This is a genomic window from Citrobacter arsenatis, from assembly GCF_004353845.1.
GTDB lineage: Bacteria > Pseudomonadota > Gammaproteobacteria > Enterobacterales > Enterobacteriaceae > Citrobacter > Citrobacter arsenatis.
The window spans coordinates 129,964-156,448 of sequence record NZ_CP037864.1 but is presented as its reverse complement, the minus strand read 5'-3'; the positions used below and the strand labels follow the sequence as shown (position 1 = coordinate 156,448).

At 51.9% G+C, this 26,485-nt stretch carries 19 protein-coding genes, 2 tRNA genes, 3 rRNA genes and 1 pseudogene; 6 read left to right on the top strand and 19 right to left on the bottom strand.

Annotation, left to right across the window (positions count from 1 at the left end; genetic code table 11):
* Positions 1-54: 54 nt before the first annotated feature.
* The 3 genes and pseudogenes from hemN to E1B03_RS01685 all read right to left on the bottom strand — a co-directional run bounded on the left by hemN (position 55) and on the right by E1B03_RS01685 (position 2,481).
* Complete coding sequence (hemN, locus tag E1B03_RS01695; protein ID WP_133085592.1) at positions 55-1,428, bottom strand: oxygen-independent coproporphyrinogen III oxidase; 1,374 nt, start codon at positions 1,426-1,428, stop codon at positions 55-57.
* 188 nt (positions 1,429-1,616) lie between these two features.
* Positions 1,617-2,126, bottom strand: coding sequence for a Der GTPase-activating protein YihI (yihI, locus tag E1B03_RS01690; protein WP_246044159.1), 510 nt, complete (start codon positions 2,124-2,126; stop codon positions 1,617-1,619).
* Positions 2,127-2,232: 106 nt separating this feature from the next.
* A pseudogene (locus E1B03_RS01685) lies at positions 2,233-2,481 on the bottom strand (hypothetical protein).
* A gap of 209 nt (positions 2,482-2,690) precedes the next feature.
* Here E1B03_RS01685 and yihA point away from each other — a divergent pair.
* A complete protein-coding gene (yihA, locus tag E1B03_RS01680) occupies positions 2,691-3,323 on the top strand; it encodes a ribosome biogenesis GTP-binding protein YihA/YsxC (protein ID WP_103771976.1) in 633 nt (210 codons plus the stop codon).
* Between the two features lie 119 nt (positions 3,324-3,442).
* On the opposite strand, the gene spfP is transcribed toward yihA, so the two are convergent.
* Positions 3,443-3,490, bottom strand: coding sequence for a small protein SpfP (gene spfP, locus E1B03_RS26790; RefSeq protein ID WP_071892919.1), 48 nt, complete (start codon positions 3,488-3,490; stop codon positions 3,443-3,445).
* A gap of 166 nt (positions 3,491-3,656) precedes the next feature.
* Entirely contained in the window at positions 3,657-6,443 is a 2,787-nt protein-coding gene (gene polA, locus E1B03_RS01675) for a DNA polymerase I (RefSeq protein WP_133085591.1), read from the bottom strand.
* Positions 6,444-6,806: 363 nt separating this feature from the next.
* On the opposite strand from polA, the gene E1B03_RS01670 reads away from it, so the two are divergent.
* Positions 6,807-7,742: an acyltransferase gene (locus tag E1B03_RS01670; protein ID WP_103771905.1), complete on the top strand. Its 936-nt coding sequence runs from the start codon at positions 6,807-6,809 to the stop codon at positions 7,740-7,742.
* Between the two features lie 15 nt (positions 7,743-7,757).
* Here the strand turns inward: E1B03_RS01670 and dsbA are convergent, their stop codons facing one another.
* The 3 genes from dsbA to E1B03_RS01655 form a co-directional block, all read right to left on the bottom strand.
* Positions 7,758-8,381 (bottom strand): thiol:disulfide interchange protein DsbA, encoded by a 624-nt coding sequence (dsbA, locus tag E1B03_RS01665; protein WP_003028621.1) that lies wholly within the window; start codon positions 8,379-8,381, stop codon positions 7,758-7,760.
* Positions 8,382-8,397: 16 nt separating this feature from the next.
* The gene (locus E1B03_RS01660; protein WP_103771904.1) at positions 8,398-9,384 is read right to left on the bottom strand and encodes a serine/threonine protein kinase; all 987 of its coding nucleotides are present in this window, start codon (positions 9,382-9,384) and stop codon (positions 8,398-8,400) included.
* Between the two features lie 76 nt (positions 9,385-9,460).
* Positions 9,461-9,730: a YihD family protein gene (locus E1B03_RS01655; RefSeq protein WP_103771903.1), complete on the bottom strand. Its 270-nt coding sequence runs from the start codon at positions 9,728-9,730 to the stop codon at positions 9,461-9,463.
* Between the two features lie 69 nt (positions 9,731-9,799).
* Between E1B03_RS01655 and mobA the strand changes: the two genes are divergently transcribed.
* Both mobA and mobB read left to right on the top strand, forming a co-directional pair.
* Positions 9,800-10,384, top strand: a complete 585-nt coding sequence (gene mobA / locus E1B03_RS01650; protein WP_103771902.1) for a molybdenum cofactor guanylyltransferase MobA — start codon at positions 9,800-9,802, stop codon at positions 10,382-10,384.
* Positions 10,366-10,884 (top strand): molybdopterin-guanine dinucleotide biosynthesis protein MobB, encoded by a 519-nt coding sequence (gene mobB, locus E1B03_RS01645; protein WP_133085590.1) that lies wholly within the window; start codon positions 10,366-10,368, stop codon positions 10,882-10,884. The genes mobA and mobB overlap by 19 nt, the downstream gene beginning before the upstream one ends.
* A gap of 227 nt (positions 10,885-11,111) precedes the next feature.
* On the opposite strand, the gene rrf is transcribed toward mobB, so the two are convergent.
* From rrf to pepQ, 9 genes are all read right to left on the bottom strand, one after another.
* Positions 11,112-11,227, bottom strand: a 5S ribosomal RNA gene (gene rrf / locus E1B03_RS01640).
* Positions 11,228-11,324: 97 nt separating this feature from the next.
* Positions 11,325-14,231: ribosomal RNA gene (locus E1B03_RS01635) — 23S ribosomal RNA — on the bottom strand.
* A gap of 214 nt (positions 14,232-14,445) precedes the next feature.
* Positions 14,446-14,521: transfer RNA gene (locus E1B03_RS01630), tRNA-Ala, on the bottom strand.
* A gap of 108 nt (positions 14,522-14,629) precedes the next feature.
* Positions 14,630-14,706 (bottom strand) — tRNA-Ile (locus tag E1B03_RS01625).
* A gap of 71 nt (positions 14,707-14,777) precedes the next feature.
* Positions 14,778-16,317, bottom strand: a 16S ribosomal RNA gene (locus E1B03_RS01620).
* Together the 16S, 23S and 5S rRNA genes with 2 tRNA genes alongside form the textbook arrangement of a ribosomal RNA operon.
* 376 nt (positions 16,318-16,693) lie before the next feature.
* On the bottom strand, positions 16,694-17,239 hold the full coding sequence (gene hemG, locus E1B03_RS01615) for a menaquinone-dependent protoporphyrinogen IX dehydrogenase (protein ID WP_103772030.1): 546 nt from the start codon (positions 17,237-17,239) through the stop codon (positions 16,694-16,696).
* A gap of 11 nt (positions 17,240-17,250) precedes the next feature.
* Positions 17,251-18,702, bottom strand: coding sequence for a Trk system potassium transporter TrkH (gene trkH / locus E1B03_RS01610; RefSeq protein ID WP_046274898.1), 1,452 nt, complete (start codon positions 18,700-18,702; stop codon positions 17,251-17,253).
* A 38-nt stretch (positions 18,703-18,740) separates the two neighbouring features.
* Positions 18,741-19,355: an IMPACT family protein gene (locus E1B03_RS01605; protein ID WP_042313949.1), complete on the bottom strand. Its 615-nt coding sequence runs from the start codon at positions 19,353-19,355 to the stop codon at positions 18,741-18,743.
* Positions 19,355-20,686 carry a Xaa-Pro dipeptidase gene (gene pepQ / locus E1B03_RS01600; protein WP_032950648.1) on the bottom strand — a complete coding sequence of 444 codons (1,332 nt, stop codon included), beginning with the start codon at positions 20,684-20,686 and terminating at the stop codon, positions 19,355-19,357. Before pepQ ends, E1B03_RS01605 begins: the two co-directional genes overlap by 1 nt.
* 188 nt (positions 20,687-20,874) lie before the next feature.
* Between pepQ and fadB the strand changes: the two genes are divergently transcribed.
* Positions 20,875-23,064 carry a fatty acid oxidation complex subunit alpha FadB gene (gene fadB / locus E1B03_RS01595; protein WP_133085589.1) on the top strand — a complete coding sequence of 730 codons (2,190 nt, stop codon included), beginning with the start codon at positions 20,875-20,877 and terminating at the stop codon, positions 23,062-23,064.
* Positions 23,065-23,073: 9 nt separating this feature from the next.
* Positions 23,074-24,237, top strand: coding sequence for an acetyl-CoA C-acyltransferase FadA (gene fadA / locus E1B03_RS01590; RefSeq protein WP_103772027.1), 1,164 nt, complete (start codon positions 23,074-23,076; stop codon positions 24,235-24,237).
* A 154-nt stretch (positions 24,238-24,391) separates the two neighbouring features.
* Here fadA and E1B03_RS01585 read toward each other — a convergent pair whose 3' ends face one another.
* Positions 24,392-25,372 (bottom strand): LacI family DNA-binding transcriptional regulator, encoded by a 981-nt coding sequence (locus E1B03_RS01585; protein WP_133085588.1) that lies wholly within the window; start codon positions 25,370-25,372, stop codon positions 24,392-24,394.
* Between the two features lie 7 nt (positions 25,373-25,379).
* The gene (locus tag E1B03_RS01580; protein WP_133085587.1) at positions 25,380-26,294 is read right to left on the bottom strand and encodes an ROK family protein; all 915 of its coding nucleotides are present in this window, start codon (positions 26,292-26,294) and stop codon (positions 25,380-25,382) included.
* Between the last annotated feature and the right edge of the window lie 191 nt (positions 26,295-26,485).

Genomic DNA, 26,485 nt, shown 5'->3' with positions numbered 1-26,485 from the left:
ACAGGTTATCGCAACGTGTAGGCCCGGCAAGCGCAGCGCCACCGGGCAACCCGGCTAAATGACGCGCGAGAACTGCTGCATTCGCGCTTTCTGGCGCAAATATGCATCGAAGCACATGCAGATATTACGGATCAGCAGGCGGCCCTTCGGCGTGACCTGAATCCCCTTCTCATTCACATCCACCAGCCCATCTTTCGCCAGCGGCGTCAGCAGTTTCAGGTCTTCGACAAAATAGTCAGCAAAGTTCAGATCCCATTGCTGTTCCACGGCAGCATAGTCGAGGCGGAAATTGCAGATTAGCAGCTTAATAACATCCCGACGAATGCAGTCGTCGCGGGTCAGGGCAATTCCGCGCCACAGCGCGTTCCCCTGCTCGTCTACCTGCTGGTAATAGTGCTTCAGCTCTTTCTGGTTCTGCGCGTAGTTGTCGCCAATCATGCTGATGGCCGATACGCCCATCCCCAGTAAATCGGTATCGCCCTGAGTGGTATACCCCTGGAAATTGCGATGCAGTACACCTTTGCGTTGAGCAATGGCCAGTTCGTCATCCGGGCGGGCAAAGTGATCCATGCCTATAAACTGATAGCCGGTTGCGGTCAGTGACGAGATGGTCTCCTGCAGGATATCCAGTTTCTGCTGCGCGCTGGGCAGGTCGGCATCTTTAATCTTGCGCTGAGCGGCAAACAGCGTCGGCAGGTGCGCATAGTTAAAGACGCTCAGACGGTCTGGATTCAGCTCAGCCACGCGTTTGAGGGTGAAAGCGAAGCTTTCCGGCGTCTGTTTTGGCAGACCATAAATCAGATCGATATTTGTTGAGGTAAAACCAATCTCCCGCGCATGATTCAGCAACGCAAAGATAAACTCTTCATCCTGCTCACGGTTTACCAGGTGCTGAACTTCTTTGTTGAAGTCTTGCACCCCCATGCTCAGGCGGTTAAAACCTTCAGAGCGTAAATGATCGAGCACATCCAGCTCAATTTCACGCGGATCCACTTCGATCGAGATTTCGGCATCATCATTAAAGTTGAAGTTGCCACGCAGCAGCGACATCAAACGGCTGATTTGCGCTTTATTCAGATACGTTGGCGTGCCGCCGCCCCAGTGCAGTTGGCTGACATGGCGTCCGGCAAACAGCGGCGCGCGATGAATGATTTCTTGTTCCAGGACATCGAGGTATTGATCGGCTTTATGCTGCTGGCGCGTCACAACCTTGTTGCAGCCGCAGAAATAACACAGTTTATGGCAGAACGGGATGTGAACGTACAGCGAGAGTGGACGCTCAGGATAACGCGCCACCGCCTGTGAAAACGCCTCAGCACCGTAGTCTTCAGAAAACTCCAGCGCGGTCGGGTACGAGGTATATCGTGGCCCGGAATAGTTATATTTCTGGATCAGGGCCAGGTCCCAGTCTATTAGCTGCTCTGACATGCTCACTCCTTCCGATGGCGTCTCTGGCGGGTACGGCGTACCGGCTTAACCCCAGTACCGGTGATAAGCCGGTTGCGCAGCCACTTCTGTCGCCGCGACAACCGCTGTAGTTTAACGAATAACCACACCAGATAACATATAACCGGAAGGGTTATAAGCAGGACGGGAAGACCCACGGTGTAAAACCGTTAGTTGCCGCCTTTCAGCAGGCGCATCATGTCTTCCTGCTTGTCTTCTTCTTCCTCTTCTTCCTCATCATCATAAGAAAGACCCAACTTTTGCATCAGTTCATCAATACGGTCCAGCTTGGCATCAACCCAGGACTGATCTTCCGCGCTCAGGGTTTCTCCCGCTTCAAGACGCTCCAGCAGCGCATCCAGGCGCTCATCCGTTTCCAGTAAATCCAACTCAGCCTGTGGTGAAAGCATAGGTTTCTCACTCTTCGGTTTGTGCTGTTTGGTGACTTTTTCGGTCACGCCCAATGGAATGGGGTTTTTGCTGCCAATACGAGGATCTTTTTGCTTATTTTGGTTTCCGCCACCAGATGCGCCTTCGCTACCGGATGCACGGCTACCTGCCGCATGACCACGGTGTTTTTTCTGGCGCTTACGGTCGCGAGCTTCCTGGTTAATTTCTTCACGTGTTTTACGACGCGCTTTTGCAGGACCTTTACCGCGTGGTGTAGAAGTTGGTTTCATCATGATTCGTCTTTGGCTGTTTTTATTCAGTATATAATTGCGCCGGAATCTAGCAGAAATAAAGAAAAAAGGCGACAGAGTAATCTGTCGCCTTTTTTCCTGACTCTCAACCCTTACGGGCTCTACATTCCCTGTTGGCTATCAACACACCCTGTTTTTCCCTTAGCCTGAAACATTCCGTGTTGTTTCCATTTCCCTTTACTAACGTCTCCGGACGTTTGTCTTCCTGACAATCCTGTGTCTTCGCCTCCTGGCGCTCCTGACCCTCATCCTGAGTCGACTATCCTGTCAGCTTCCTCGCTATGGACGCTACTTTACCTTTTTGGCTTAAACGTACAAGTAACCTAGGTAACAATTTCAACTTTTCGGAATTCTGCCCAAACGTAATATAATGATTTATTTGGTTAATATTATTTATCTCTCTGTTTTCTCGTATAGAAACTATCGGCAATGTCTCACAAAGTGCGAGGTTTTTACTTACACAGCCCACTCGTCGAAAAACCAGCCTTTTGCTGGTGTTCAGGTATAATCGCCGCAAAGCCCTGAATGATGGAGAGGACCGCTTTGACTAACTTGAATTATCAACAGACGCACTTTGTGATGAGTGCGCCTGATATTCGCCACTTACCTTCCGATACCGGTATCGAAGTGGCTTTTGCTGGCCGTTCCAACGCAGGCAAATCCAGTGCGCTAAATACCCTTACGAATCAAAAGAGTCTGGCGCGTACATCTAAAACGCCGGGTCGTACTCAGCTCATCAATCTGTTTGAAGTCGTTGACGGCAAACGTCTGGTCGATTTGCCTGGATACGGTTATGCCGAAGTTCCGGAAGAAATGAAGCGCAAATGGCAGCGCGCGCTGGCTGAATATCTGGAAAAACGCCAGAGCCTGCAAGGTCTGGTGGTACTGATGGATATTCGTCACCCGCTAAAAGATCTCGATCAGCAGATGATCCTGTGGGCGGTTGAGAGCAACGTTCAGGTTCTGGTACTGCTGACTAAAGCAGACAAGCTGGCCAGCGGCGCGCGCAAAGCCCAATTGAATATGGTGCGTGAAGCCGTACTGGCATTTAATGGTGATGTGCAGGTAGAAGCATTTTCATCACTGAAAAAGCTGGGTGTGGACAAACTACGGCAGAAGCTGGATAGCTGGTTTAGTGAACTGGCACCGGTTGAAGAGATGCAGGACGGGGAATAACCCCCCGATATGCCGGATGGCGCCGCTGCGCGTCTTATCCGGCCTACAGCTTGTGCAAAATCTTTCTTTCGCACAATAAAAAACGCCCCAGTCATTACTGACTGGGGCGGCTAAAATATTCAGCCAAATCCGATTACGTGAAGTAAAAGGTCTGAAAGATAGAACATCTTACCTCTGTACCCTACGTGAATAACTTTACTCTTTTTTGAGCAGCTCAGAAAGCACTTTTTGTAATTTTTTTTCATTCCTTACATAGGGAATTCTAATGAACATCACAAAAAGTTCTATCTTATGTTGCTTAGTTACGAAAAACGGGCGTTATTCAGTAAACCCTTAGTGCGCCTGATCCCAGTTTTCACCACTACCGACTTCCACCAGCAACGGCACGTCAATCTGGGTTTCGTTTTCCATCAGTTGGTGGATCTTTTTAGAGACGCTTTCCAGGTCATCTTTATGTACTTCAAACACCAGTTCATCATGTACCTGCATGATCATGCGCACGCGTGGTTGCTCGGTTTGCAGCCATCCGTCCACCGCTATCATGGCTCGTTTGATAATGTCTGCGGCAGTACCCTGCATCGGGGCGTTAATTGCCGCGCGCTCTGCACCTGCGCGACGAGCGCCATTACTGGATTTAATATCCGGTAAATAAAGACGACGCCCTTCCAGCGTTTCTACATAACCTTGCTCTTTCGCCTGTGCGCGGGTACGTTCCATATATTCCAACACGCCAGGGTAGCGTTCAAAGTAAAGGTCCATGTACTTTTGCGCTTCTTTACGTGGAATATTCAACTGGCGCGCCAGACCGAAGGCGCTCATCCCGTAGATCAGACCGAAGTTAATGGCTTTCGCGCTGCGGCGTTGTTCGCCGGTCACGGAATCCAGCGGTAAGCCAAAGACTTCCGCCGCCGTTGCGCGGTGAATATCTTTCCCTTCGGCAAACGCGGTAAGCAGACCTTTATCACGCGAGAGATGCGCCATGATGCGCAGTTCAATCTGCGAGTAGTCCGCGGAGACAATCACGTAGTCTTCTGGCGCAATGAACGCCTGACGAATACGACGACCTTCATCATTACGTACCGGGATGTTCTGCAAATTTGGGTCCGTTGAAGACAAGCGCCCGGTAGCGGTAACCGCCTGATGATAAGAGGTGTGCACGCGCCCGGTTTTCTTGTTAATCATCAACGGAAGCTTATCCGTATACGTCGACTTCAGTTTTGCTAAGCCGCGATATTCCAGGATCACTTTCGGCAACGGGTAATCCAGCGCGAGCTCTTCCAGTACCTCTTCCGACGTTGATGGCGCGCCGCCAGGCGTTTTCTTCAACGGCTTAATACCCTGCTTTTCAAACAGGATAGTTTGCAGTTGCTTGGTGGAAGATAGGTTAAACGCTTCTCCGGCGATCTCGTGTGCTTTTTGCTCCAGCTCGTTCAAACGCAGCGTCAGCTCTTCTGAATGTTTGTGCAAAACAGCCGGATCGATTTTCACACCGTTGCGCTCAACACGAGACAAAACCGGCACCAGCGGCATATCGATATTTTCAAAGACGTTCAGCGGCCCTTTATGCTGCTGCAATTCCGGCCACATCTTCAGATGCAGCTGTAGCGTAACGTCGGCATCTTCCGCAGCGTAACGACCTGCTTCTTCCAGCGCTATCTGGTTAAAGGTCAGCTGGTTTTTGCCCTTTCCGGCGATCTCTTCAAAAGTGATGGTTTTATGCTTCAGCCAGCGGTCCGACAGGCTGTCCATATCGTGTCGGCCAGCGACGCTGTTAAGAATGTAGGATTCGAGCATGGTGTCAAAGGTGATACCGCGCAACTCGATGCCATAATTTGCAAGGATACCGCGATCGTACTTCAGGTTTTGCCCGACTTTATGCGCGTTCTCATCTTCCAGCAGCGGCTTCAGCAGCGCCAGCGCACGATCGCGAGCGATTTGATCGGGGGCGTCCAGGTAATCGTGGGCAACAGGAACATATGCAGCCACACCCGGTTCAATGGCAAAAGACAGGCCAACCAGATTCGCGGAGATGTTGTCCAGGCTGTCAGTTTCTGTATCGAAGGCAAAGACTGGCGCTTTTTTCAGCTTAGCAATCCACTCTTCCAGCGTCGCTTCGTCCAGAATCGTCACATAGTTATCATACGAGAGAACCGTGGCCGGCTTCTCAGGCGTTTCATCGACAACGAGTGTTTCCTGCGGTTTTGCTGTTGGCTTCGTTCCTTTCGCCTGTAGCCATTTACCCGTTTCAACGTCGATAACCCAACGTTTGAATTCATACTGTTTAAACAGGCCAAGTAGTTCTTCTGCTGCTGGCTGACGGACTTCCAACTGCTCGCAGGTCAACTCCAGTTCAACATCCGTTTTGATGGTAGCCAATTGATAAGAGAGGTACGCCACCTCTTTATTCTGCTCAAGCTTACCCGCCATGGTTTTCGCACCACGGAAAGTCAGCCCCGCAATTTTGTCTGATTCAGCATAGAGGGTATCCAGCCCACCCAGCCCCTGTAGCAGCGCCTGCGCGGTTTTTTCACCTACGCCTGGAACGCCTGGAATGTTATCTGAGGAGTCCCCCATCAACGCCAGGAAATCAATGATCAGTTCCGGCGGGACGCCGTATTTATTCACCACTTCATCCGGGCCGAGGATCGTATTAGTCATGGTGTTGATCAGGGTAATATTCGGCGTCACCAGCTGAGCCATATCTTTATCACCGGTGCTAATCAGCACCGGACGGCCCACTTTCTCTGCTTCCCGCGCTAGCGTACCGATGACATCGTCCGCCTCCACGCCTGATACGGCCAATAGTGGCAACCCCATCGCTTTTACCATCGCATGCAGAGGTTCAATCTGCGCACGCAGATCGTCCGGCATGGGTGGGCGGTGCGACTTGTAGTGTTCGAATAACTCATCACGGAAGGTTTTACCCTTTGCGTCGAATACCACCGCAGCATGGGTCGGCTGATATTGCAGAATCAAGCTACGCAGCATGTTGAGGACACCGTACATCGCGCCAGTAGGTTCTCCTGCGCTGTTAGTCAGCGGCGGAAACGCGTGGTATGCGCGATACAGGTAAGATGAGCCATCTACAAGGATAAGTGGGTTTTCTGGGATCTGAACCATAATGTCCGTGCCTGTTTATCAGATTATGGGTAAAGGATGCCACAGACAGGATGAAAACATGAGTTTTTCGCCGCATTTGTCGAAAAACTTTTGCAGTTCTTCTGCTTCGCTCGCAAACACGGCTGTGGATAACTTTGTGAATAAATAATTTTCAGCTCTTTAAATATAGCAAAGAAATTCATGCCTCATGATATTTTCATATACATTTCAACAAATTAAATAAACACACAGCATTTTATGCCATTTTATCGGCTCATATCCTGATGTGGATAGATATTCCTCTTTTTTCTATTCAGGGAAGATCCATCATTTGGTTCGTTTTCTGATAAAATCAGCCCCTTGCGCCTCTTTAGCGCACTGTCTATGGCTAACCTTTTGAATAATTTAATTATGACGAGAATACTCGCTGCGATAACGCTGTTGCTGAGTATCGTATTGACCATATTGGTCACGATTTTTTGTTCTGTGCCGATCATCCTTGCCGGGGTTGTGAAACTCCTTTTGCCTGTTCCTGTCGTCTGGCGCAAGGTTTCTGTGTTCTGCAATTTCATGATGTATTGCTGGTGTGAAGGTCTGGCGCTACTGCTGCACCTCAATCCGCGACTGAAATGGGATATCGAAGGACTGGAAGGTCTTAGCAAGAAAAACTGGTATCTGCTCATTTGTAACCACTACAGCTGGGCCGATATCGTTGTGCTTTGCGTTCTGTTCCGTAAACACATCCCAATGAATAAATATTTCCTCAAGCAACAACTGGCCTGGGTGCCCTTTATTGGCCTGGCCTGCTGGGCGTTGGATATGCCGTTTATGAAACGCTATTCGCGTGGCTACCTGCTTCGCCATCCGGAACGGCGCGGGAAAGATGTCGAAACAACACGTCGTTCCTGTGAGAAATTTCGTGTACACCCGACAACCATTGTGAATTTTGTCGAAGGTTCACGCTTTACCAAAGAGAAACGCGAACAAACTCGCTCTCCTTATCAAAACCTGCTCCCACCCAAGGCAGCCGGTATTGCGATGGCATTGAATGTCCTGGGGTCACAGTTCGATAAAATGTTGAACGTCACGTTGTGCTATCCGGAAAACAGTAGCCGACCATTCTACGATATGCTGAGCGGTAAGTTAACGCGGATTGTCGTACGGGTGAATCTGGAGCCAATTCATGAAGAGTTGCACGGTGATTACGTGAACGATAAGGGATTCAAGCGTCGGTTTCAGCTATGGTTGAATACGCTGTGGAGTGAGAAAGACGCGCAGCTCGACGCGATTAAAGCCTCAAATAAAAAAGCCGGTCAATGACCGGCTTTTTTACTTTTACTTCTGACCAACCAGGTACTTCACGGTATCCGCATACTGTTGTACAAAGATATCCATGCTGCTGGTATCCATGCCCTGCGGATTTACCTGATATTTGCCATTCACGAACATTGCCGGAACGCCCTGCAGCTGTAAATCAGCCGCCGCTTTTTCCTGCTGTGCTACGAGTGATTTCACCACAAAGCTGTTCCATGCCGCATCATAGTCTTCGCCTTTAATACCCGCGTCGACAAACACTTTACGGATATCCGCTACTGACTGAACGGTCTGGGTTTTCTGAACGCCTTCAAACAGCGGAACGGTGACTTGATCTTCAACGCCCAGCGCCATAGCAACGGCCCATGCCTGCGTCAGATCTTTGCCCAAAGGCCCCAGAAACTCGACGTGGTATTTAGTCATCTTGGTGCCTTCCGGCAGTTTCTTCTTCACGTTATCAGACACGTGAAGCACTTCTTCAAACTGATAGCAGTGCGGGCAGTAGAAGGAGAAGAACTCCAACACTTGCGGTTCACCCGCAACAGGCTTTTCCAGAGTGATGTATTGTTTACCATCCTGGAACTGCGCTGCAGATGCGCTAAAAGCTAAGACCATACCAGCCAGCGCCAGCCATATTTTTTTCATGTTCAAGTTTCTCCGATTAATACATTGGCGTTAATTGTAAGGGGGGCTCTTGCAGAATTTTTGCCTGCTCAATAAAGGTCGCGGTCTGACGATGCCAGTAATCTTCCCCGGTTAACCACGGGAAGTTTTTTGGAAACGCAGGGTCAGCCCAACGTCGAATTAGCCAGGCAAGATAATAAACTAAACGCATAGCGCGTAAAGGTTCTATCAGTCCGATTTCAGCCGTGTCGAACTCACTAAACTCTTCATAAGCCTCGATAATGGTTTCCAGCTGCATGCGTTGTTCAGCTTTATCGCCATTGAGAAGCATCCATAAATCCTGAATAGCCGGACCATTGCGGGCATCATCTAAATCAACAAACATCGGACCATCGCGCCACAGGATATTACCGGCATGACAATCACCGTGCAGGCGTAATGTGGTAAAACGTGTATGCCAGCGTTCGGTAACGATCGCGATAAGCGCATCCGTTGCCTTCAGGAAAGCCGCTTTTTGCCCTGATGGGATCAGCTGTGCGTGCTCAAAAACTTTACGCGGCTCAGTCAGGTATTCTTCAAGACCGATCGTCGGGCGAAAGGAAAAAGTACGCTTGCATCCGGTCTGGTGCATACGACCCAGATAGCGACCCACCGCCTCCATCTGATCGATGTTGTCGGCTTCAAACTGACGTCCTCCGACGCTGGGGAAGATCGCATAATGGAAACCCTGATGGCTTAAAAGTGTTTGGCCGTTCAGTACCAGCGGTGCAGCTACCGGGACTTCATCGCTTACCAGTTCCAGAGCAAACTGGTGCTCTTCCTGGATTTGATCGACAGACCAACGTTCAGGGCGATAAAACTTAACGACAAATCGTCGACGCTCTTCGTCCTGGAATTGATAGACACGGTTTTCATAGCTGTTAAGCGGGGTAAGCCCGGAGTCCACCCGGATCCCCTGCTCAAACAGTGCATCCATGATGGTATCCGGGTGTAGCGTCTGGAAATTAAAAGCGTTGTCGTTCATCCCATCATCCGGAAAATACTACGAATGATTCAGGATATCATTTCGCAGCGCTTTCGGTGGTGGCGATTACAAGCTTTTACTCTTTAATTACGCCACGAGCGCGGAGTAGTGCGGTTTTAAAATCTTCTTCATAATCTTTCTGAATCCCTGGGATGACAGCGTCTTTCGCCGAGTCACGCATTTTCAGGTGATAGATCAGAATGTCATCAGTTAAATCCGCCAGTTCGCCGTCAAAACCTGACTCTTGCGCCAGTTTCTGTAAAAATTGCATCAGATTAAGCTCGGGTTCCTTCTGCCAGGCCGGCTGGAGGAGTTCAATAACTTCATTCAGACGTTTACATTTCATGGTTGTGCTCCTTAGGCTCAATACAGATACGTTAGCAGGGTCAATCCCACATTAAAAGAGGCGATATCAGTGATTCTGGATAGTGCAATAACAGGGGTTGTGCTGGCTGGCGGTAAGGCCAGACGAATGGGCGGAACCGATAAAGGTCTGCTTGAGCTCGACGGTAAACCTCTTTGGCGGCATGTGGCCGATATCCTCGCTTTGCAGGTCGAAACCGTGGTGGTTAATGCCAATCGCCACCGGGATATTTACCAGCAAAGCGGCCTGAAAGTTATCCCCGATGCGTTGGCCGATTTCCCAGGCCCACTGGCCGGGATGCTATCAGTATTCCTGCAGCAATCGGGGGACTGGTTTATGTTCTGCCCGTGCGACATGCCCTATATTCCTCACGATCTGGTCGCACGCTTGAAGGACCAACGCAAAGCAGCATCGGTTGTCTGGGTGCACGATGGGGAGAGAGATCATCCGACCATTGCGCTGATGCATCGCTCGATGCAGCCCTTGTTACAGGATTATCTTCAGTCCGGTGAAAGACGTGTCATGGTCTTTATGCGTCAGGCTGGCGGTCATGCTGTGGATTTCAGCGATCGCAAAGATGCCTTCGTGAACGTGAATACCCCTGAAGAGCTCGCAAAATGGCAGGACAAATCATGATCCCCTTACTCGCTATTGCAGCATGGAGCGGAACGGGGAAAACCACGCTGCTCAAAAAATTGATCCCGGAGCTGCGTGCCAGAGGTATTCGTCCCGGATTGATTAAGCATACCCATCACAATATGGATGTCGATACGCCCGGCAAAGATAGCTATGAGTTACGCAAAGCCGGTGCAACACAAACGCTGGTCGCCAGCCAGCAACGTTGGGCGTTAATGGTAGAAACACCGGAAGAGCCTGAACTGGATTTAGCGTATCTGGTAAGCCGGATGGATGCTTCAACATTGGATATGGTGTTGGTTGAGGGATTTAAGCATGAACCTGTCGCTAAGATCCTACTTTTTCGCGAGGGCTGTGGGCATAGCCCTGAGGCGTTGGCGATGGACGAATATGTTATCGCGGTTGCCAGTGATGTTCCGCTGACGGTGGATGTTCCATTGTTAGATATCAACGATATACAGAAACTTGCTGATTTTGTTACGCAATGGGTAAGACAGTAACAGTGGTATTACCTGCTTGCCTGATGCGCTGCGCTTATCAGGCCTACCTGGTGGTGCCGTTGTTGGCCGGATAAGGCCGCACGCCGCTTCCGGCAGTGTTCACCCCGCACAGACGCAAAAAAGCCCATCCGGCAGGATGGGCTTCTTCACAGGAGAGCGCTCACCGACAGACCACAGATAAAACAAAAGGCCCAGTCTTTCGACTGAGCCTTTCGCTTTTATTTGATGCCTGGCAGTTCCCTACTCTCGCATGGGGAGACCCCACACTACCATCGGCGCTACGGCGTTTCACTTCTGAGTTCGGCATGGGGTCAGGTGGGACCACCGCGCTACAGCCGCCAGGCAAATTCTGTTTATCAACACACCTTTTTGGTCTGTCGATTTAATCTGTAATCAAGCTGAATCTTGCGTCTCTTTCGCCAAAACATCTTCGGCGTTGTAAGGTTAAGCCTCACGGTTCATTAGTATCGGTTAGCTCAATGTATCGCTACACTTACACACCCGACCTATCAACGTCGTCGTCTTCAACGTTCCTTCAGGAGACTTAAAGTCTCAGGGAGAACTCATCTCGGGGCAAGTTTCGTGCTTAGATGCTTTCAGCACTTATCTCTTCCGCATTTAGCTACCGGGCAATGCCATTGGCATGACAACCCGAACACCAGTGATGCGTCCACTCCGGTCCTCTCGTACTAGGAGCAGCCCCCCTCAATTCTCCAGCGCCCACGGCAGATAGGGACCGAACTGTCTCACGACGTTCTAAACCCAGCTCGCGTACCACTTTAAATGGCGAACAGCCATACCCTTGGGACCTACTTCAGCCCCAGGATGTGATGAGCCGACATCGAGGTGCCAAACACCGCCGTCGATATGAACTCTTGGGCGGTATCAGCCTGTTATCCCCGGAGTACCTTTTATCCGTTGAGCGATGGCCCTTCCATTCAGAACCACCGGATCACTAAGACCTGCTTTCGCACCTGCTCGAGCCGTCACTCTCGCAGTCAAGCTAGCTTATGCCTTTGCACTAACCTCCTGATGTCCGACCAGGATTAGCTAACCTTCGTGCTCCTCCGTTACTCTTTAGGAGGAGACCGCCCCAGTCAAACTACCCACCAGACACTGTCCGCAACCCGGATCACGGGTCTACGTTAGAACACCAGCCATTAAAGGGTGGTATTTCAAGGTTGGCTCCACGCAGACTGGCGTCCACGCTTCAAAGCCTCCCACCTATCCTACACATCAAGGACCAGTGTTCAGTGTCAAGCTATAGTAAAGGTTCACGGGGTCTTTCCGTCTTGCCGCGGGTACACTGCATCTTCACAGCGAGTTCAATTTCACTGAGTCTCGGGTGGAGACAGCCTGGCCATCATTACGCCATTCGTGCAGGTCGGAACTTACCCGACAAGGAATTTCGCTACCTTAGGACCGTTATAGTTACGGCCGCCGTTTACCGGGGCTTCGATCAAGAGCTTCTCCTTACGGATAACCCCATCAATTAACCTTCCGGCACCGGGCAGGCGTCACACCGTATACGTCCACTTTCGTGTTTGCACAGTGCTGTGTTTTTAATAAACAGTTGCAGCCAGCTGGTATCTTCGACTGATTTCAGCTCCATGAGTAAATCACTTCACCTACATATCAGCGTGCCTTCTCCCGAAGTTACGGCACCATTTTGCCTAGTTCCTTCACCCGAGTTCTCTCAAGCGCCTTGGTATTCTCTACCTGACCACCTGTGTCGGTTTGGGGTACGATTTTGTGTTACCTGATGCTTAGAGGCTTTTCCTGGAAGCAGGGCATTTGTTACTTCAGCACCGTAGTGCCTCGTCATCACACCTCAGCGTTAATAAGGTACCGGATTTACCTGGAACCTCCGCCTACATGCTTAAACCGGGACAACCGTCGCCCGGCTAACATAGCCTTCTCCGTCCCCCCTTCGCAGTAACACCAAGTACAGGAATATTAACCTGTTTCCCATCGACTACGCCTTTCGGCCTCGCCTTAGGGGTCGACTCACCCTGCCCCGATTAACGTTGGACAGGAACCCTTGGTCTTCCGGCGTGCGGGTTTTTCACCCGCATTATCGTTACTTATGTCAGCATTCGCACTTCTGATACCTCCAGCAACCCTCACAGGCCACCTTCAACGGCTTACAGAACGCTCCCCTACCCAACAACACATAGTGTCGCTGCCGCAGCTTCGGTGCATGGTTTAGCCCCGTTACATCTTCCGCGCAGGCCGACTCGACCAGTGAGCTATTACGCTTTCTTTAAATGATGGCTGCTTCTAAGCCAACATCCTGGCTGTCTGTGCCTTCCCACATCGTTTCCCACTTAACCATGACTTTGGGACCTTAGCTGGCGGTCTGGGTTGTTTCCCTCTTCACGACGGACGTTAGCACCCGCCGTGTGTCTCCCGTGATAACATTCTTCGGTATTCGCAGTTTGCATCGGGTTGGTAAGTCGGGATGACCCCCTAGCCGAAACAGTGCTCTACCCCCGAAGATGAGTTCACGAGGCGCTACCTAAATAGCTTTCGGGGAGAACCAGCTATCTCCCGGTTTGATTGGCCTTTCACCCCCAGCCACAAGTCATCCGCTAATTTTTCAACATTAGTCGGTTCGGTCCTCCAGTTAGTGTTACCCAACCTTCAACCTGCCCATGGCTAGATCACCGGGTTTCGGGTCTATACCCTGCAACTTAACGCCCAGTTAAGACTCGGTTTCCCTTCGGCTCCCCTATTCGGTTAACCTTGCTACAGAATATAAGTCGCTGACCCATTATACAAAAGGTACGCAGTCACCCCATAAAGAGGCTCCCACTGCTTGTACGTACACGGTTTCAGGTTCTTTTTCACTCCCCTCGCCGGGGTTCTTTTCGCCTTTCCCTCACGGTACTGGTTCACTATCGGTCAGTCAGGAGTATTTAGCCTTGGAGGATGGTCCCCCCATATTCAGACAGGATACCACGTGTCCCGCCCTACTCTTCGAGTTCACAACATATGCACTTTTGTGTACGGGACTATCACCCTGTACCGTCGGACTTTCCAGACCGTTCCACTAACACACATGCTGATTCAGACTCTGGGCTGCTCCCCGTTCGCTCGCCGCTACTGGGGGAATCTCGGTTGATTTCTTTTCCTCGGGGTACTTAGATGTTTCAGTTCCCCCGGTTCGCTTCATTACGCTATGTATTCACATAATGATAGTGTGACGAATCACACTGGGTTTCCCCATTCGGAAATCGCCGGTTATAACGGTTCATATCACCTTACCGACGCTTATCGCAGATTAGCACGTCCTTCATCGCCTCTGACTGCCAGGGCATCCACCGTGTACGCTTAGTCGCTTAACCTCACAACCCGAAGATGTTTCTTTCGATTCATCATCGACTTGCAAAAATTTGAGAGACTCGAACACACCATTTTTCATTTCTTGTTTACGGAGAAATGAAACAGTGTGTCGTTTCAATTTTCAGCTTGATCCAGATTTTTAAAGAGCAAAACTTCGCAGTGAACCTTTTCAGGTACACTCTGAAGTTTTCTTGTGTTGTTGCAGTAAGTAAAGGATGGTGGAGCTATGCGGGATCGAACCGCAGACCTCCTGCGTGCAAGGCAGGCGCTCTCCCAGCTGAGCTATAACCCCATCGTAAATGCTAATCTCTGTACCCTAATTCGTTTCCGGGCAAGGCGCGGTGGTGCGAAGCATACTGAAGTATGCGAGCATCGCCGTAACACAGCACGGAGGCGAATTTGGTAGGCCTGAGTGGACTTGAACCACCGACCTCACCCTTATCAGGGGTGCGCTCTAACCACCTGAGCTACAAGCCTGCAGAGATTTTCTTACTGCTAATTTTCATCAGACAATCTGTGTGAGCACTACAAAGAACGTTTCTTTAAGGTAAGGAGGTGATCCAACCGCAGGTTCCCCTACGGTTACCTTGTTACGACTTCACCCCAGTCATGAATCACAAAGTGGTAAGCGCCCTCCCGAAGGTTAAGCTACCTACTTCTTTTGCAACCCACTCCCATGGTGTGACGGGCGGTGTGTACAAGGCCCGGGAACGTATTCACCGTGGCATTCTGATCCACGATTACTAGCGATTCCGACTTCATGGAGTCGAGTTGCAGACTCCAATCCGGACTACGACGTACTTTATGAGGTCCGCTTGCTCTCGCGAGGTCGCTTCTCTTTGTATACGCCATTGTAGCACGTGTGTAGCCCTACTCGTAAGGGCCATGATGACTTGACGTCATCCCCACCTTCCTCCAGTTTATCACTGGCAGTCTCCTTTGAGTTCCCGACCGAATCGCTGGCAACAAAGGATAAGGGTTGCGCTCGTTGCGGGACTTAACCCAACATTTCACAACACGAGCTGACGACAGCCATGCAGCACCTGTCTCAGAGTTCCCGAAGGCACCAAAGCATCTCTGCTAAGTTCTCTGGATGTCAAGAGTAGGTAAGGTTCTTCGCGTTGCATCGAATTAAACCACATGCTCCACCGCTTGTGCGGGCCCCCGTCAATTCATTTGAGTTTTAACCTTGCGGCCGTACTCCCCAGGCGGTCGACTTAACGCGTTAGCTCCGGAAGCCACGCCTCAAGGGCACAACCTCCAAGTCGACATCGTTTACGGCGTGGACTACCAGGGTATCTAATCCTGTTTGCTCCCCACGCTTTCGCACCTGAGCGTCAGTCTTTGTCCAGGGGGCCGCCTTCGCCACCGGTATTCCTCCAGATCTCTACGCATTTCACCGCTACACCTGGAATTCTACCCCCCTCTACAAGACTCTAGCCTGCCAGTTTCGGATGCAGTTCCCAGGTTGAGCCCGGGGATTTCACATCCGACTTGACAGACCGCCTGCGTGCGCTTTACGCCCAGTAATTCCGATTAACGCTTGCACCCTCCGTATTACCGCGGCTGCTGGCACGGAGTTAGCCGGTGCTTCTTCTGCGAGTAACGTCAATCACCAAGGTTATTAACCTTAATGCCTTCCTCCTCGCTGAAAGTACTTTACAACCCGAAGGCCTTCTTCATACACGCGGCATGGCTGCATCAGGCTTGCGCCCATTGTGCAATATTCCCCACTGCTGCCTCCCGTAGGAGTCTGGACCGTGTCTCAGTTCCAGTGTGGCTGGTCATCCTCTCAGACCAGCTAGGGATCGTCGCCTAGGTGAGCCGTTACCCCACCTACTAGCTAATCCCATCTGGGCACATCCGATGGCAAGAGGCCCGAAGGTCCCCCTCTTTGGTCTTGCGACGTTATGCGGTATTAGCTACCGTTTCCAGTAGTTATCCCCCTCCATCGGGCAGTTTCCCAGACATTACTCACCCGTCCGCCACTCGTCACCCGAGAGCAAGCTCTCTGTGCTACCGTTCGACTTGCATGTGTTAGGCCTGCCGCCAGCGTTCAATCTGAGCCATGATCAAACTCTTCAATTTAAGTTTGATGCTCGTGAATTAAACTTCGTAATGAATTACGTATGTTCACTCAGAGACTTGGTATTCATTTTTCGTCTTGCGACGTTAAGAATCCGTATCTTCGAGTGCCCACACAGATTGTCTGATAAATTGTTAAAGAGCAGTTGCGACGCGCTTTAGCGCTCTGTCGCGAGGTCCCGTATATTACGTTTTCCTCATTCAGAGTCAAGCATTTATTTTTGCTTTTCTCTACGAGATTCTCAGTGGAACCCCGCTGACCCGGCGGCGTGTAATCCGTTGTTCCGTGTCAGTGGAGGCGCATTATAGGGAGTTATTTCAGGCTGACAAGGGGAAATTTAAAATAATCTTCCAAGTGCGTACTTTTTATTCTTTACGCTTATTTTGCCAACGTTTTGTGGGTTAATTGGGCAATTTCCCGCGCGAAACCCGCGACCTGCTCCCAATCGGTATACACCACTTCTTTATTCGTATCCGTTTCCCCGCCAGACATCTTCATTATCAATTGGATCATCACGCGGTCATACCAGCGATAGCGGGGATACAGCAAAGCGCCAGCAATCACTGCGCTGCGGTCTGGCCGCCACGGCGAACTCATCAGGAATTTACGCGCATAGCTGTTGGTTTGCGGCGTACGTTTCTCCGGCTTACGCGCAACCAGGTTAACGGAGTAGAACGCACTCGGCATCGCATTCAGGCGCGTGGCATGCTTTTTCACAAATTCCTGAAATGCAGCATGATAATGGCCATAGCGAATCGAAGCGCCAATCACCACGCTGTCATAATTTTGCCAGTCAGGCTCCGCGGTACGATGCAAATTAACGACATCCGCCCAAACACCCAGCTCTTTGAGTTCAGAAGCAAGATACTCGGCGATTTCACGCGTTTGTCCGTCCCGGGAAGAAAAAAGAATCAGTGTTTTCACGTGTTACTCCATTATTCACGCCAGAAGGTAGGGGTAAAGAGCACCAGCAGAGTAAAGACCTCCAGACGACCAAACAGCATATTGGCAATCAGGATCCACTTCGCCACGGGGTTCATGCTGGCAAAGTTGTCTGCGACAACGCCCAGCCCTGGCCCCAGGTTATTCAGCGTCGCCACAACGGAGGCAAACGCGGAGAAGTCATCAACACCGGTCGCAATAATCGCCAGCATACTGATAATAAAGACCAGCGCATAGGCGGAGAAAAATCCCCACACGGCTTCAAGAATTCGCTCCGGCAACGCACGGTTACCCAGTTTGATACTGTAAACCGCATTCGGGTGGACCAGTCGTTTCAATTCGCGGTTACCCTGTTTAAACAGCAACAGGATACGAATCACCTTCAAGCCACCACCCGTCGACCCGGCACAGCCGCCGATAAAAGCAGAACACAGCAACAGCACCGGAAGGAACAGCGGCCAACGGGCAATACTGTCCGTGGTAAATCCGGCGGTCGTCGCCATTGACACCACCTGGAAAAAGGCCTGGTTGATCGTCGTGAGCGCCGATCCATAGGTATTGTGTATCCATAGCACCAGCGTACAGACAACCACCAGCGTCAGCTGCACGCCGATAAACATGCGGAATTCCGGATCGCGCCAGTAGACCTTCAAACTGCGTCCACTTAATAAAGAGAAGTGCAGACCATAGTTACAACCAGAGATCAGCAAGAAGATAGCAATAATGGTGTTAATCGTGGGACTATCGAAATACCCCACGCTGGCATCGTGTGTGGAAAAGCCGCCGATGGCAATCGTTGCAAAGCTATGCCCAATAGCGTCAAAAGCAGGCATCCCGGCAAACCATAGCGCCAGCGCGCACGCCACCGTCAGTAATACATAGATAAGCCAAAGCGTTTTCGCCGTTTCGGCAATACGCGGGCGCATCTTATTGTCTTTCAACGGTCCGGGCATTTCTGCTCGATAGAGCTGCATGCCACCTACGCCAAGAATAGGTAGAATAGCCACCGCCAGCACGATGATCCCCATCCCGCCGAACCATTGCAGCATCTGACGATAAAAGAGAATCGCGTGTGGTAATGAATCCAGCCCCACCAGCGTTGTCGCACCGGTGGTGGTTAAACCGGAAAAGGATTCAAAAAAAGCGTCGGTTATCGTCAGGTTAGGGCTTTCCGCAAAGATGAACGGTAGCGCACCCACGCTGCCCAACACGGTCCAGAACAAGACGACAATCAGAAACCCTTCGCGCGACTTCAGCTCGCCCTTTTCTTTACGGTTTGGCCACCACAGCATGGAGCCGATCGCCAGAGCAACGAAGAAAGTTTGGGTAAATGCACGCCCTGCCCCATCGCGGTAGATGAGCGCTACCAGTCCGGGGATAATCATTGTTCCCGAGAATAAGATGACCAGTAGTCCAACGATTCGGGTGATGGCGCGAAAATGCATCTCTGCCGCTTCCTTAGTTCTTTAAAATGAGGTGGGGATTATTCTTCAATCGCTAACAATTGCAATGAACCACGACTAAAATCCGCCAGTTTTGCCGAGAATTCATCCACTTTGGCATAAGGAAGCGCCACCCTGAGCCGAACAAAAGCCTGGTAATCACTGGCAACGACTTTACCGTCAAACTGCCCCAGCAAAGCTTCAATGCCTGCCAACTGACCGTACTCACACTGCAAAGTATATTCGGTTAATGGCGTCTTGCGCTGTGTCGTTAACTGGCGCAACGCCTGATTCACACCGCCACCGTAGGCTTTTACCAGCCCACCCGTACCGAGAAGGATACCGCCGTAGTAACGCACCACCACCGCGGTAATCTCACCAACGCCGCTCCCCATCAGCTGTGCGAGCATCGGTTTGCCTGCCGTACCCGCCGGTTCGCCATCGTCTGAAAATCCCAGTTGCTGCGAGTCATTAGGCGCACCCGCCACCCATGCCACACAATGGTGACGAGCATCCGGGTGTTCCGCTTTGACTGACTCAACAAACGCCTTTGCCGCTTCTACGCCGTCCGTATGGGCAAGCAGCGTAATGAAGCGGCTTTTTTTGATCTCTTCGACGACGCTAACCGGCGCCGCAGGGATTAACCAACTGTCCATTACGCCAGTTTCAGATCCCGCGTCATGTTTTCGATATTGTTTTCGTGGACCACCACGTTGTCTTCAATACGAATACCACCGAACGGTTTCAGGGCTTCAATTTTCTGCCAGTTGAAGTGTTTGCTGAACTGCCCTTCACGCCACGGCGCCAGCAGAGATTCAATGAAGTAAATACCCGGTTCGATGGTCAGAACCATGCCCGGTTGCAGTACGCGGGTGCAACGCAGGTAAGGATACTTCGACGGCGCGGCCAGATGGGTACCGCTGTCGTCCTGCATAAAGCCGGCGACATCGTGTACCTGCAGGCCCAGCGGGTGACCAATGCCGTGCGGCATAAACGGCCCGGTAAGATCGTTTTCCACCATCGCCTCTTCACTCATATCGGTGATGATTTGATGCTTACGCAGCAGCTTCGCGATACGCTGATGGAACTGAATGTGATAATCCACGTAGCTGGTGCCCGCTTTCATGGTGGCAATCAGCGCCAGCTCTTCGTCGTTAACGTCTTTCACCAGATGCGCATAGTCGTTGTCGCTTTTCGCCGACCAGGTACGCGTCAGGTCTGCCGCATAGCCGTTGTATTCCGCACCAGCGTCCAGCAGGAAGCTGCGGATTTCAGACGGCGCCTGATGATCCAGTTTGGTGTAATGAAGAACCGAAGCATGCTCGTTAAGCGCCACGATGTTGCTGTACGGCACGTCGGTATCGCGGTGGCCGGTCGCAGTCAGGTAAGCGAGGTTGATGTCAAACTCGCTCATCCCGGAACGAAACGCTTCTTCTGCGGCACGGTGCCCATTCACCGCCATTTTCTGCGCTTCGCGCATACAGGCCAGTTCGTAATCCGTTTTATAAGCACGGTAATAATGCAGGTAGTCGATCACCCCTTTTGGGTTGATGTTGCTGGCCGCGATGTCCAGTTGCAGCGCGCGTTCCGGAACCGGTCCGATGTAACCGATATTGCCGCGAGCAGCAGGCAGTTGGCTACCGATACCATCCGCTTTTGGCAGCGCGATGATCTCAATTTCTTCCGTCCAGAAGGAGGTCGGCAGCGGCTCAACGTTGTGCCAGTAATCGACCGGCAGGTAGAACCACAGTTTCGGCTTGTTCACACCATCCACCAGCAACCAGCAGTTAGGAACCTGCGTTACAGGCACCCAAGCTTTGAATTGCGGATTGACCTTAAACGGGTACGGATGATCGTCGAGAAAGACGTTAACAAGTTCGCCTGAGTGAATAAGTAACGCATCCAGCTTGAAGCGTTCCAGCGCGTCGCGCGTCCGTTCTTGTAAGGTAACGATATGATTTTTATAGAGTGCGGCCAGCGATTCCATTTTCTATCCTTCTGTTTTTTTACCTCAAGTCTCCGCATCTTAGCACATCGCTTTGCGAGTGCGTGATTTCTGCCGAGCGTGATCGAATCGTCATTTCTTTAATCATTCATTTGCATTTTATTAACATAAAACACACACTTCGATTCATCTGGTATGACCAGATCACCTTGCGGATTCAGGAGACTGACATGCTTTACAAAGGCGACACCCTGTACCTCGACTGGCTGGAAGATGGCATCGCCGAACTGGTGTTCGATGCCCCAGGCTCGGTCAATAAACTCGACACGGCCACCGTTGCCAGCCTGGGCCATGCGCTTGATGTGCTGGAAAAACAACCGAATTTAAAAGGGCTGCTGCTGCGTTCTAACAAAGCAGCCTTTATTGTTGGTGCCGATATCACTGAATTCCTTTCACTGTTCCTCGTGCCTGAAGAGCAACTGAGCCAGTGGCTGCATTTTGCCAACAGCGTCTTTAATCGCCTGGAAGATCTCCCTGTTCCGACTCTCTCAGCGGTAAACGGTTATGCTCTGGGCGGTGGTTGCGAGTGTGTTTTGGCGACCGATTATCGTCTGGCAACGCCGGACCTGCGCATCGGCCTGCCAGAAACTAAGCTGGGCATTATGCCGGGCTTTGGCGGTTCCGTGCGTATGCCACGCATGCTGGGTGCGGACAGTGCGCTGGAAATTATTGCTGCAGGTAAAGATGTTGGTGCTGAGCAGGCACTAAAAATCGGTCTGGTCGATGGCGTAGTGAAACAAGACAAACTGCTTGATGGCGCGATCGCGGTATTACGTCAGGCGATTAACGGCGACCTCGACTGGAAAGCCAAACGCCAGCCGAAGCTGGAGCCGTTGAAACTCAGTAAAATTGAAGCGGCTATGAGCTTTACCATCGCCAAAGGCATGGTAGCGCAGACGGCGGGTAAACATTACCCCGCACCGATCACCGCGGTAAAAACCATTGAAGCAGCGGCCCGTTTTGCTCGTGAAGAAGCGCTGAATTTGGAAAATAAAAGCTTTGTTCCACTGGCGCACACCAGTGAAGCCCGCGCGCTGGTTGGCATCTTCCTTAACGATCAGTTCGTGAAAGCCAAAGCCAAAAAGCTCACCAAAAATATTGAAGCACCAAAGCAAGCGGCAGTGCTGGGGGCAGGCATTATGGGCGGCGGCATTGCTTACCAGTCAGCCTGGAAAGGCGTGCCAGTTGTCATGAAAGATATCAACGACAAATCATTAACGCTGGGCATGACCGAAGCGGCCAAGCTGCTGAACAAACAGCTTGAGCGCGGCAAAATTGACGGGTTGAAAATGGCGGGCGTGATTTCCACTATTCATCCAACTCTCGACTATAGCGGTTTTGAGCGTGTGGACGTGGTGGTTGAAGCGGTCGTGGAAAACCCAAAAGTGAAAAAAGCGGTACTGGCGGAAACCGAAGATCAGGTACGCCCGGACACCGTACTGGCGTCGAATACTTCCACCATCCCTATCAACGAGCTGGCCAGCGCGCTTAAGCGCCCGGAAAACTTCTGTGGGATGCACTTCTTTAACCCGGTACACCGTATGCCGCTGGTTGAGATCATTCGCGGCGAGAAAAGCTCGGATGAAACCATCGCTAAGGTAGTCGCCTGGGCAAGCCAGATGGGCAAAACGCCGATTGTGGTTAATGACTGCCCCGGTTTCTTCGTTAACCGTGTACTGTTCCCCTATTTTGCCGGTTTCAGCCAGTTGCTGCGCGACGGCGCGGATTTCCGCAAAGTCGACAAAGTAATGGAAAAACAGTTTGGCTGGCCGATGGGCCCGGCTTATCTGCTGGACGTGGTGGGGATTGATACCGCGCATCACGCTCAGGCGGTGATGTCCGCAGGCTTCCCTCAGCGTATGCAGAAAGATTATCGCGATGCGATAGACGCACTGTTTGATGCTAACCGTTTCGGACAGAAAAATGGCCTCGGATTCTGGCGCTATAAAGAAGACAACAAGGGCAAGCCGAAGAAAGAAGAAGATGCCACCGTTGACGGTCTGCTGGCTGAGGTCAGTCAGCCGAAACGCGACTTCAGCGATGAAGAGATTATCGCCCGCATGATGATCCCAATGGTCAACGAAGTAGTGCGTTGTCTGGAAGAAGGCATTATCGCCAGCCCGGCAGAAGCCGATATGGCGCTGGTGTATGGCCTGGGTTTCCCTCCGTTCCACGGCGGCGCGTTCCGCTGGCTGGATACGCTCGGCAGCGCGAAGTATCTCGATATGGCTCAGCAGTATCAGCACCTTGGCCCGCTGTATGAAGTTCCGGCCGGTCTGCGTGACAAAGCGCGCCATAACGAACCGTATTATCCCCAGGTTGAGCCTGCCCGCCCGGTTGGCAGCCTGAAAACGGCTTAAGGAGTCACAATGGAACAGGTTGTAATTGTTGATGCGATCCGTACCCCGATGGGCCGTTCGAAAGGGGGCGCGTTTCGTAACGTGCGGGCAGAAGATCTCTCCGCACATTTAATGCGTAGCCTGCTGGCGCGTAATCCGGCGCTGGAGCCAGCCGCGCTTGATGATATTTACTGGGGCTGTGTGCAGCAAACGCTGGAGCAGGGTTTCAACATCGCCCGTAACGCCGCGCTGCTGGCTGAAGTTCCGCACTCCGTTCCGGCCGTTACGGTCAACCGCCTGTGCGGTTCGTCCATGCAGGCGTTGCATGATGCGGCACGCATGATCATGACCGGCGATGCTCAGGCGTGCCTGATTGGCGGCGTGGAGCATATGGGCCATGTACCAATGAGCCACGGCGTTGATTTCCACCCGGGCATGAGCCGTAACGTAGCAAAAGCTGCGGGTATGATGGGTCTGACTGCGGAAATGCTCTCCCGTATGCACGGTATCAGCCGTGAAATGCAGGATGCCTTCGCCGCGCGTTCACACGCCCGAGCCTGGGCTGCAACGCAGTCTGGCGCGTTTAAAAACGAAATCATTCCGACCGGCGGTCATGATGCCGACGGCGTGCTGAAGCAGTTTAACTACGATGAGGTTATCCGCCCTGAGACAACCGTTGAAGCGCTCTCCACCCTGCGCCCGGCGTTCGATCCGGTTAACGGAACGGTCACTGCAGGCACCTCCTCTGCACTCTCCGACGGTGCAGCGGCGATGCTGGTCATGAGCGAAAGCCGCGCCCGTGAGCTGGGTCTGACGCCGCGTGCCCGTATTCGTTCGATGGCTGTTGTGGGTTGCGACCCGTCAATCATGGGTTACGGTCCGGTTCCGGCCTCAAAACTGGCGCTGAAAAAAGCGGGACTCTCCACCAGCGACATCGGTTTGTTTGAGATGAACGAAGCCTTTGCCGCCCAGATCCTGCCGTGCATTAAAGATCTGGGGCTGATGGAGCAGATCGACGAAAAGATCAACCTCAACGGTGGGGCGATCGCTTTGGGTCACCCGCTGGGCTGTTCCGGGGCACGTATCAGCACCACCCTGCTCAACCTGATGGAACGCAAAGACGTACAGTTTGGCCTGGCGACGATGTGTATCGGGTTAGGCCAGGGCATCGCGACGGTATTTGAGCGAGTTTAATCAAAGCATGTGACTTATTGTAGGCCGGGCAAGCGAAGCGCCCCCGGCGACTATGCCGGATGGCGACGCTGATGCGTCTTATCCGGCCTACAACACAAATGCCATTGTATAACAATTTAGTTGCCGTTCTTCCCGCCTGTCAGGGGCGGGTTTTTTATTTTCCCGAACTACCACGTACCACTAACTGCACCGGCAACAGCAGATTCTCTTCCTGATTTTCTTCCAGCAATAAACGCAGCGCTTCACGCCCCAATTGTTGTTTATCAACCGCAATGGTGGTGAGTGGTGGATGTGACCAGGCCGCAGCATCGATATCATCAAACCCAACCAGCGCAAGATCTTCCGGGATACGTATACCCTGCTGCGCACACACCCGTTGAACAACCAGCGCTGCCGCATCGTTATAGGCAAAAATAGCGTCGGGCGGCTCTGGCAGACTGAGCAATTCATTCACCGCCTCCACCAAAGATTGCTCGGTATCCAGCAGCGGCGGCGCAATGGCTTCATACTCTGGCGGCATCAGCAAACGGGCCTCATACAATGCCTGACGGTAACCCTTCTCGCGCTGACGGATGCTGTAGTGCGCGAGCGTACTGGCAAGAAAAGCAATGCGGCTGCGCCCTTGCGCAATCAGATGTTGCGTGGCCAGATAACCGCCCTGGGTATTGTCCGGATTCACACAGGGCAAGCCTGGCGCCCAAAGGTCCACCAGCACCAATGGCAATTTCATCTGTTGTAACAGCCCAAGCAACTCAGGCTCAAAAAATCCCGCGCAGATCAGCGCATCAGGCTGATGCAGCAGTACCTGCTCGCTTACTGCATCACCTGGGCCAACTGAGAGAAAACTCAGCGCAATCCCGTTTTCGCGACAACCATCTTCTATGCCCAGCAACAGTTGAGAGTAAAACGGTAAAGCCCGGCTGATATTGTGCTGACGATGCAGTAAAAACAGGACGCGTTTGATTTTGTCAGCGCGCAGGCGAGAAAAATCATAACCCCGCTGCTGCGCCACTGAAATAATGCGCAACCGGGTATCTTCACGCAGCCCCGGCTGCCCTTTCAGGGCGCGAGAAACAGCACCAACCGAAACCCCACAAGCTTCGGCAATATCTCTGATACGTATAGGTTTCGTCATTTCACTCTCATTGATTTACGCTGGCTTGTTGTGCCCCCAGCCAGGCCGCGCCGCGTACCCCGCTGCTGTCGCCGTGGCGGGCCCGAACGATCGGCGTGCGGCACTGTTTACCAAATACGTACTGCGCCACTCGCCCCTGCAAGCCTGAGTACAGTAAATCGATATTGGATACTCCACCACCCAGCACGATAACATCGGGATCGAGCGTATTCACAATGCTTGCCAACGCGCGCGCCAGTTGATCGCAATAGCGTTCCCATAACAGACAGGCGTCTGCATCACCCGATTCTACTCGCTGCATAATTAGTGGCACACCCGCATGTTGCGCGGTGTGATTCAAATACTGGCGTTCCAGGCCGCTACCGGAAATAAAGCTCTCAATACAGTTCAACTGTCCGCAATAGCATGCCACTCCAGCCCCGTCCCGAGATTCGTGGTAGCGCGGCAATGCATTATGCCCCCACTCGCCTGCGCAGGCGTTAGGGCCGGAAATCAATCGGTTATCGATGCATACTCCGCCACCGCATCCGGTACCGAGGATCACGCCAAATACCACGCTATGCCCACGCCCACTACCGTCCATTGCTTCTGACAGGGTAAAGCAGTTGGCATCATTGGTAACCGGCACCGGCATTCCTAATGCTCGCTCAAGGTCTTGCGCAAAGGCCTGTTGATTGAGCACCAGGATGTTCGAATTCTTAATCAAACCTTCGCTATCCACCGCACCAGGCACCCCGATACCCACCGACAAAGGCTGATTAACGGCCAGCCTTGCCTTAGCAACCATCTCCGTCACGGCCTGGAAAAAATTACCGTAACTCTGCTTTGGCGTCGCGCATCGCTCGCGGTAAACAATTTCACCCGCAGTATCAATCACCACCGCTTCAATTTTAGTCCCGCCGATATCCAGTCCGAGCCTCATGGTTTTCCCCCGTTTGCGCCTCGCAATATGATGCTGTGTAGTTTGCCAACTTTGTTTACTAAACAAAAAGAGACTTGTCACAAAAGCTAAGTTTTATGATTAATAGATAGGAAAAACATGTTTACTAAAAAATGTGTTGAAAAAAGAGGGACAGTGAGACCGGGCTTGCACCCTGTCAGAAGAAGTAAGGT

What these genes read in the sequence shown, in the direction of transcription:
- hemN (WP_133085592.1), bottom strand. Translation starts at nt 1,428, where the DNA reads ATGTCAGAGCAGCTAATAGACTGGGACCTGGCCCTGATCCAGAAATAT.
- yihI (WP_246044159.1), bottom strand. Translation starts at nt 2,126, where the DNA reads ATGAAACCAACTTCTACACCACGCGGTAAAGGTCCTGCAAAAGCGCGT.
- polA (WP_133085591.1), bottom strand. Translation starts at nt 6,443, where the DNA reads ATGGTTCAGATCCCAGAAAACCCACTTATCCTTGTAGATGGCTCATCT.
- E1B03_RS01670 (WP_103771905.1), top strand. Translation starts at nt 6,807, where the DNA reads ATGGCTAACCTTTTGAATAATTTAATTATGACGAGAATACTCGCTGCG.
- dsbA (WP_003028621.1), bottom strand. Translation starts at nt 8,381, where the DNA reads ATGAAAAAAATATGGCTGGCGCTGGCTGGTATGGTCTTAGCTTTTAGC.
- E1B03_RS01660 (WP_103771904.1), bottom strand. Translation starts at nt 9,384, where the DNA reads ATGAACGACAACGCTTTTAATTTCCAGACGCTACACCCGGATACCATC.
- E1B03_RS01655 (WP_103771903.1), bottom strand. Translation starts at nt 9,730, where the DNA reads ATGAAATGTAAACGTCTGAATGAAGTTATTGAACTCCTCCAGCCGGCC.
- mobB (WP_133085590.1), top strand. Translation starts at nt 10,366, where the DNA reads ATGGCAGGACAAATCATGATCCCCTTACTCGCTATTGCAGCATGGAGC.
- trkH (WP_046274898.1), bottom strand. Translation starts at nt 18,702, where the DNA reads ATGCATTTTCGCGCCATCACCCGAATCGTTGGACTACTGGTCATCTTA.
- E1B03_RS01605 (WP_042313949.1), bottom strand. Translation starts at nt 19,355, where the DNA reads ATGGACAGTTGGTTAATCCCTGCGGCGCCGGTTAGCGTCGTCGAAGAG.
- pepQ (WP_032950648.1), bottom strand. Translation starts at nt 20,686, where the DNA reads ATGGAATCGCTGGCCGCACTCTATAAAAATCATATCGTTACCTTACAA.
- fadB (WP_133085589.1), top strand. Translation starts at nt 20,875, where the DNA reads ATGCTTTACAAAGGCGACACCCTGTACCTCGACTGGCTGGAAGATGGC.
- fadA (WP_103772027.1), top strand. Translation starts at nt 23,074, where the DNA reads ATGGAACAGGTTGTAATTGTTGATGCGATCCGTACCCCGATGGGCCGT.
- E1B03_RS01585 (WP_133085588.1), bottom strand. Translation starts at nt 25,372, where the DNA reads ATGACGAAACCTATACGTATCAGAGATATTGCCGAAGCTTGTGGGGTT.
- E1B03_RS01580 (WP_133085587.1), bottom strand. Translation starts at nt 26,294, where the DNA reads ATGAGGCTCGGACTGGATATCGGCGGGACTAAAATTGAAGCGGTGGTG.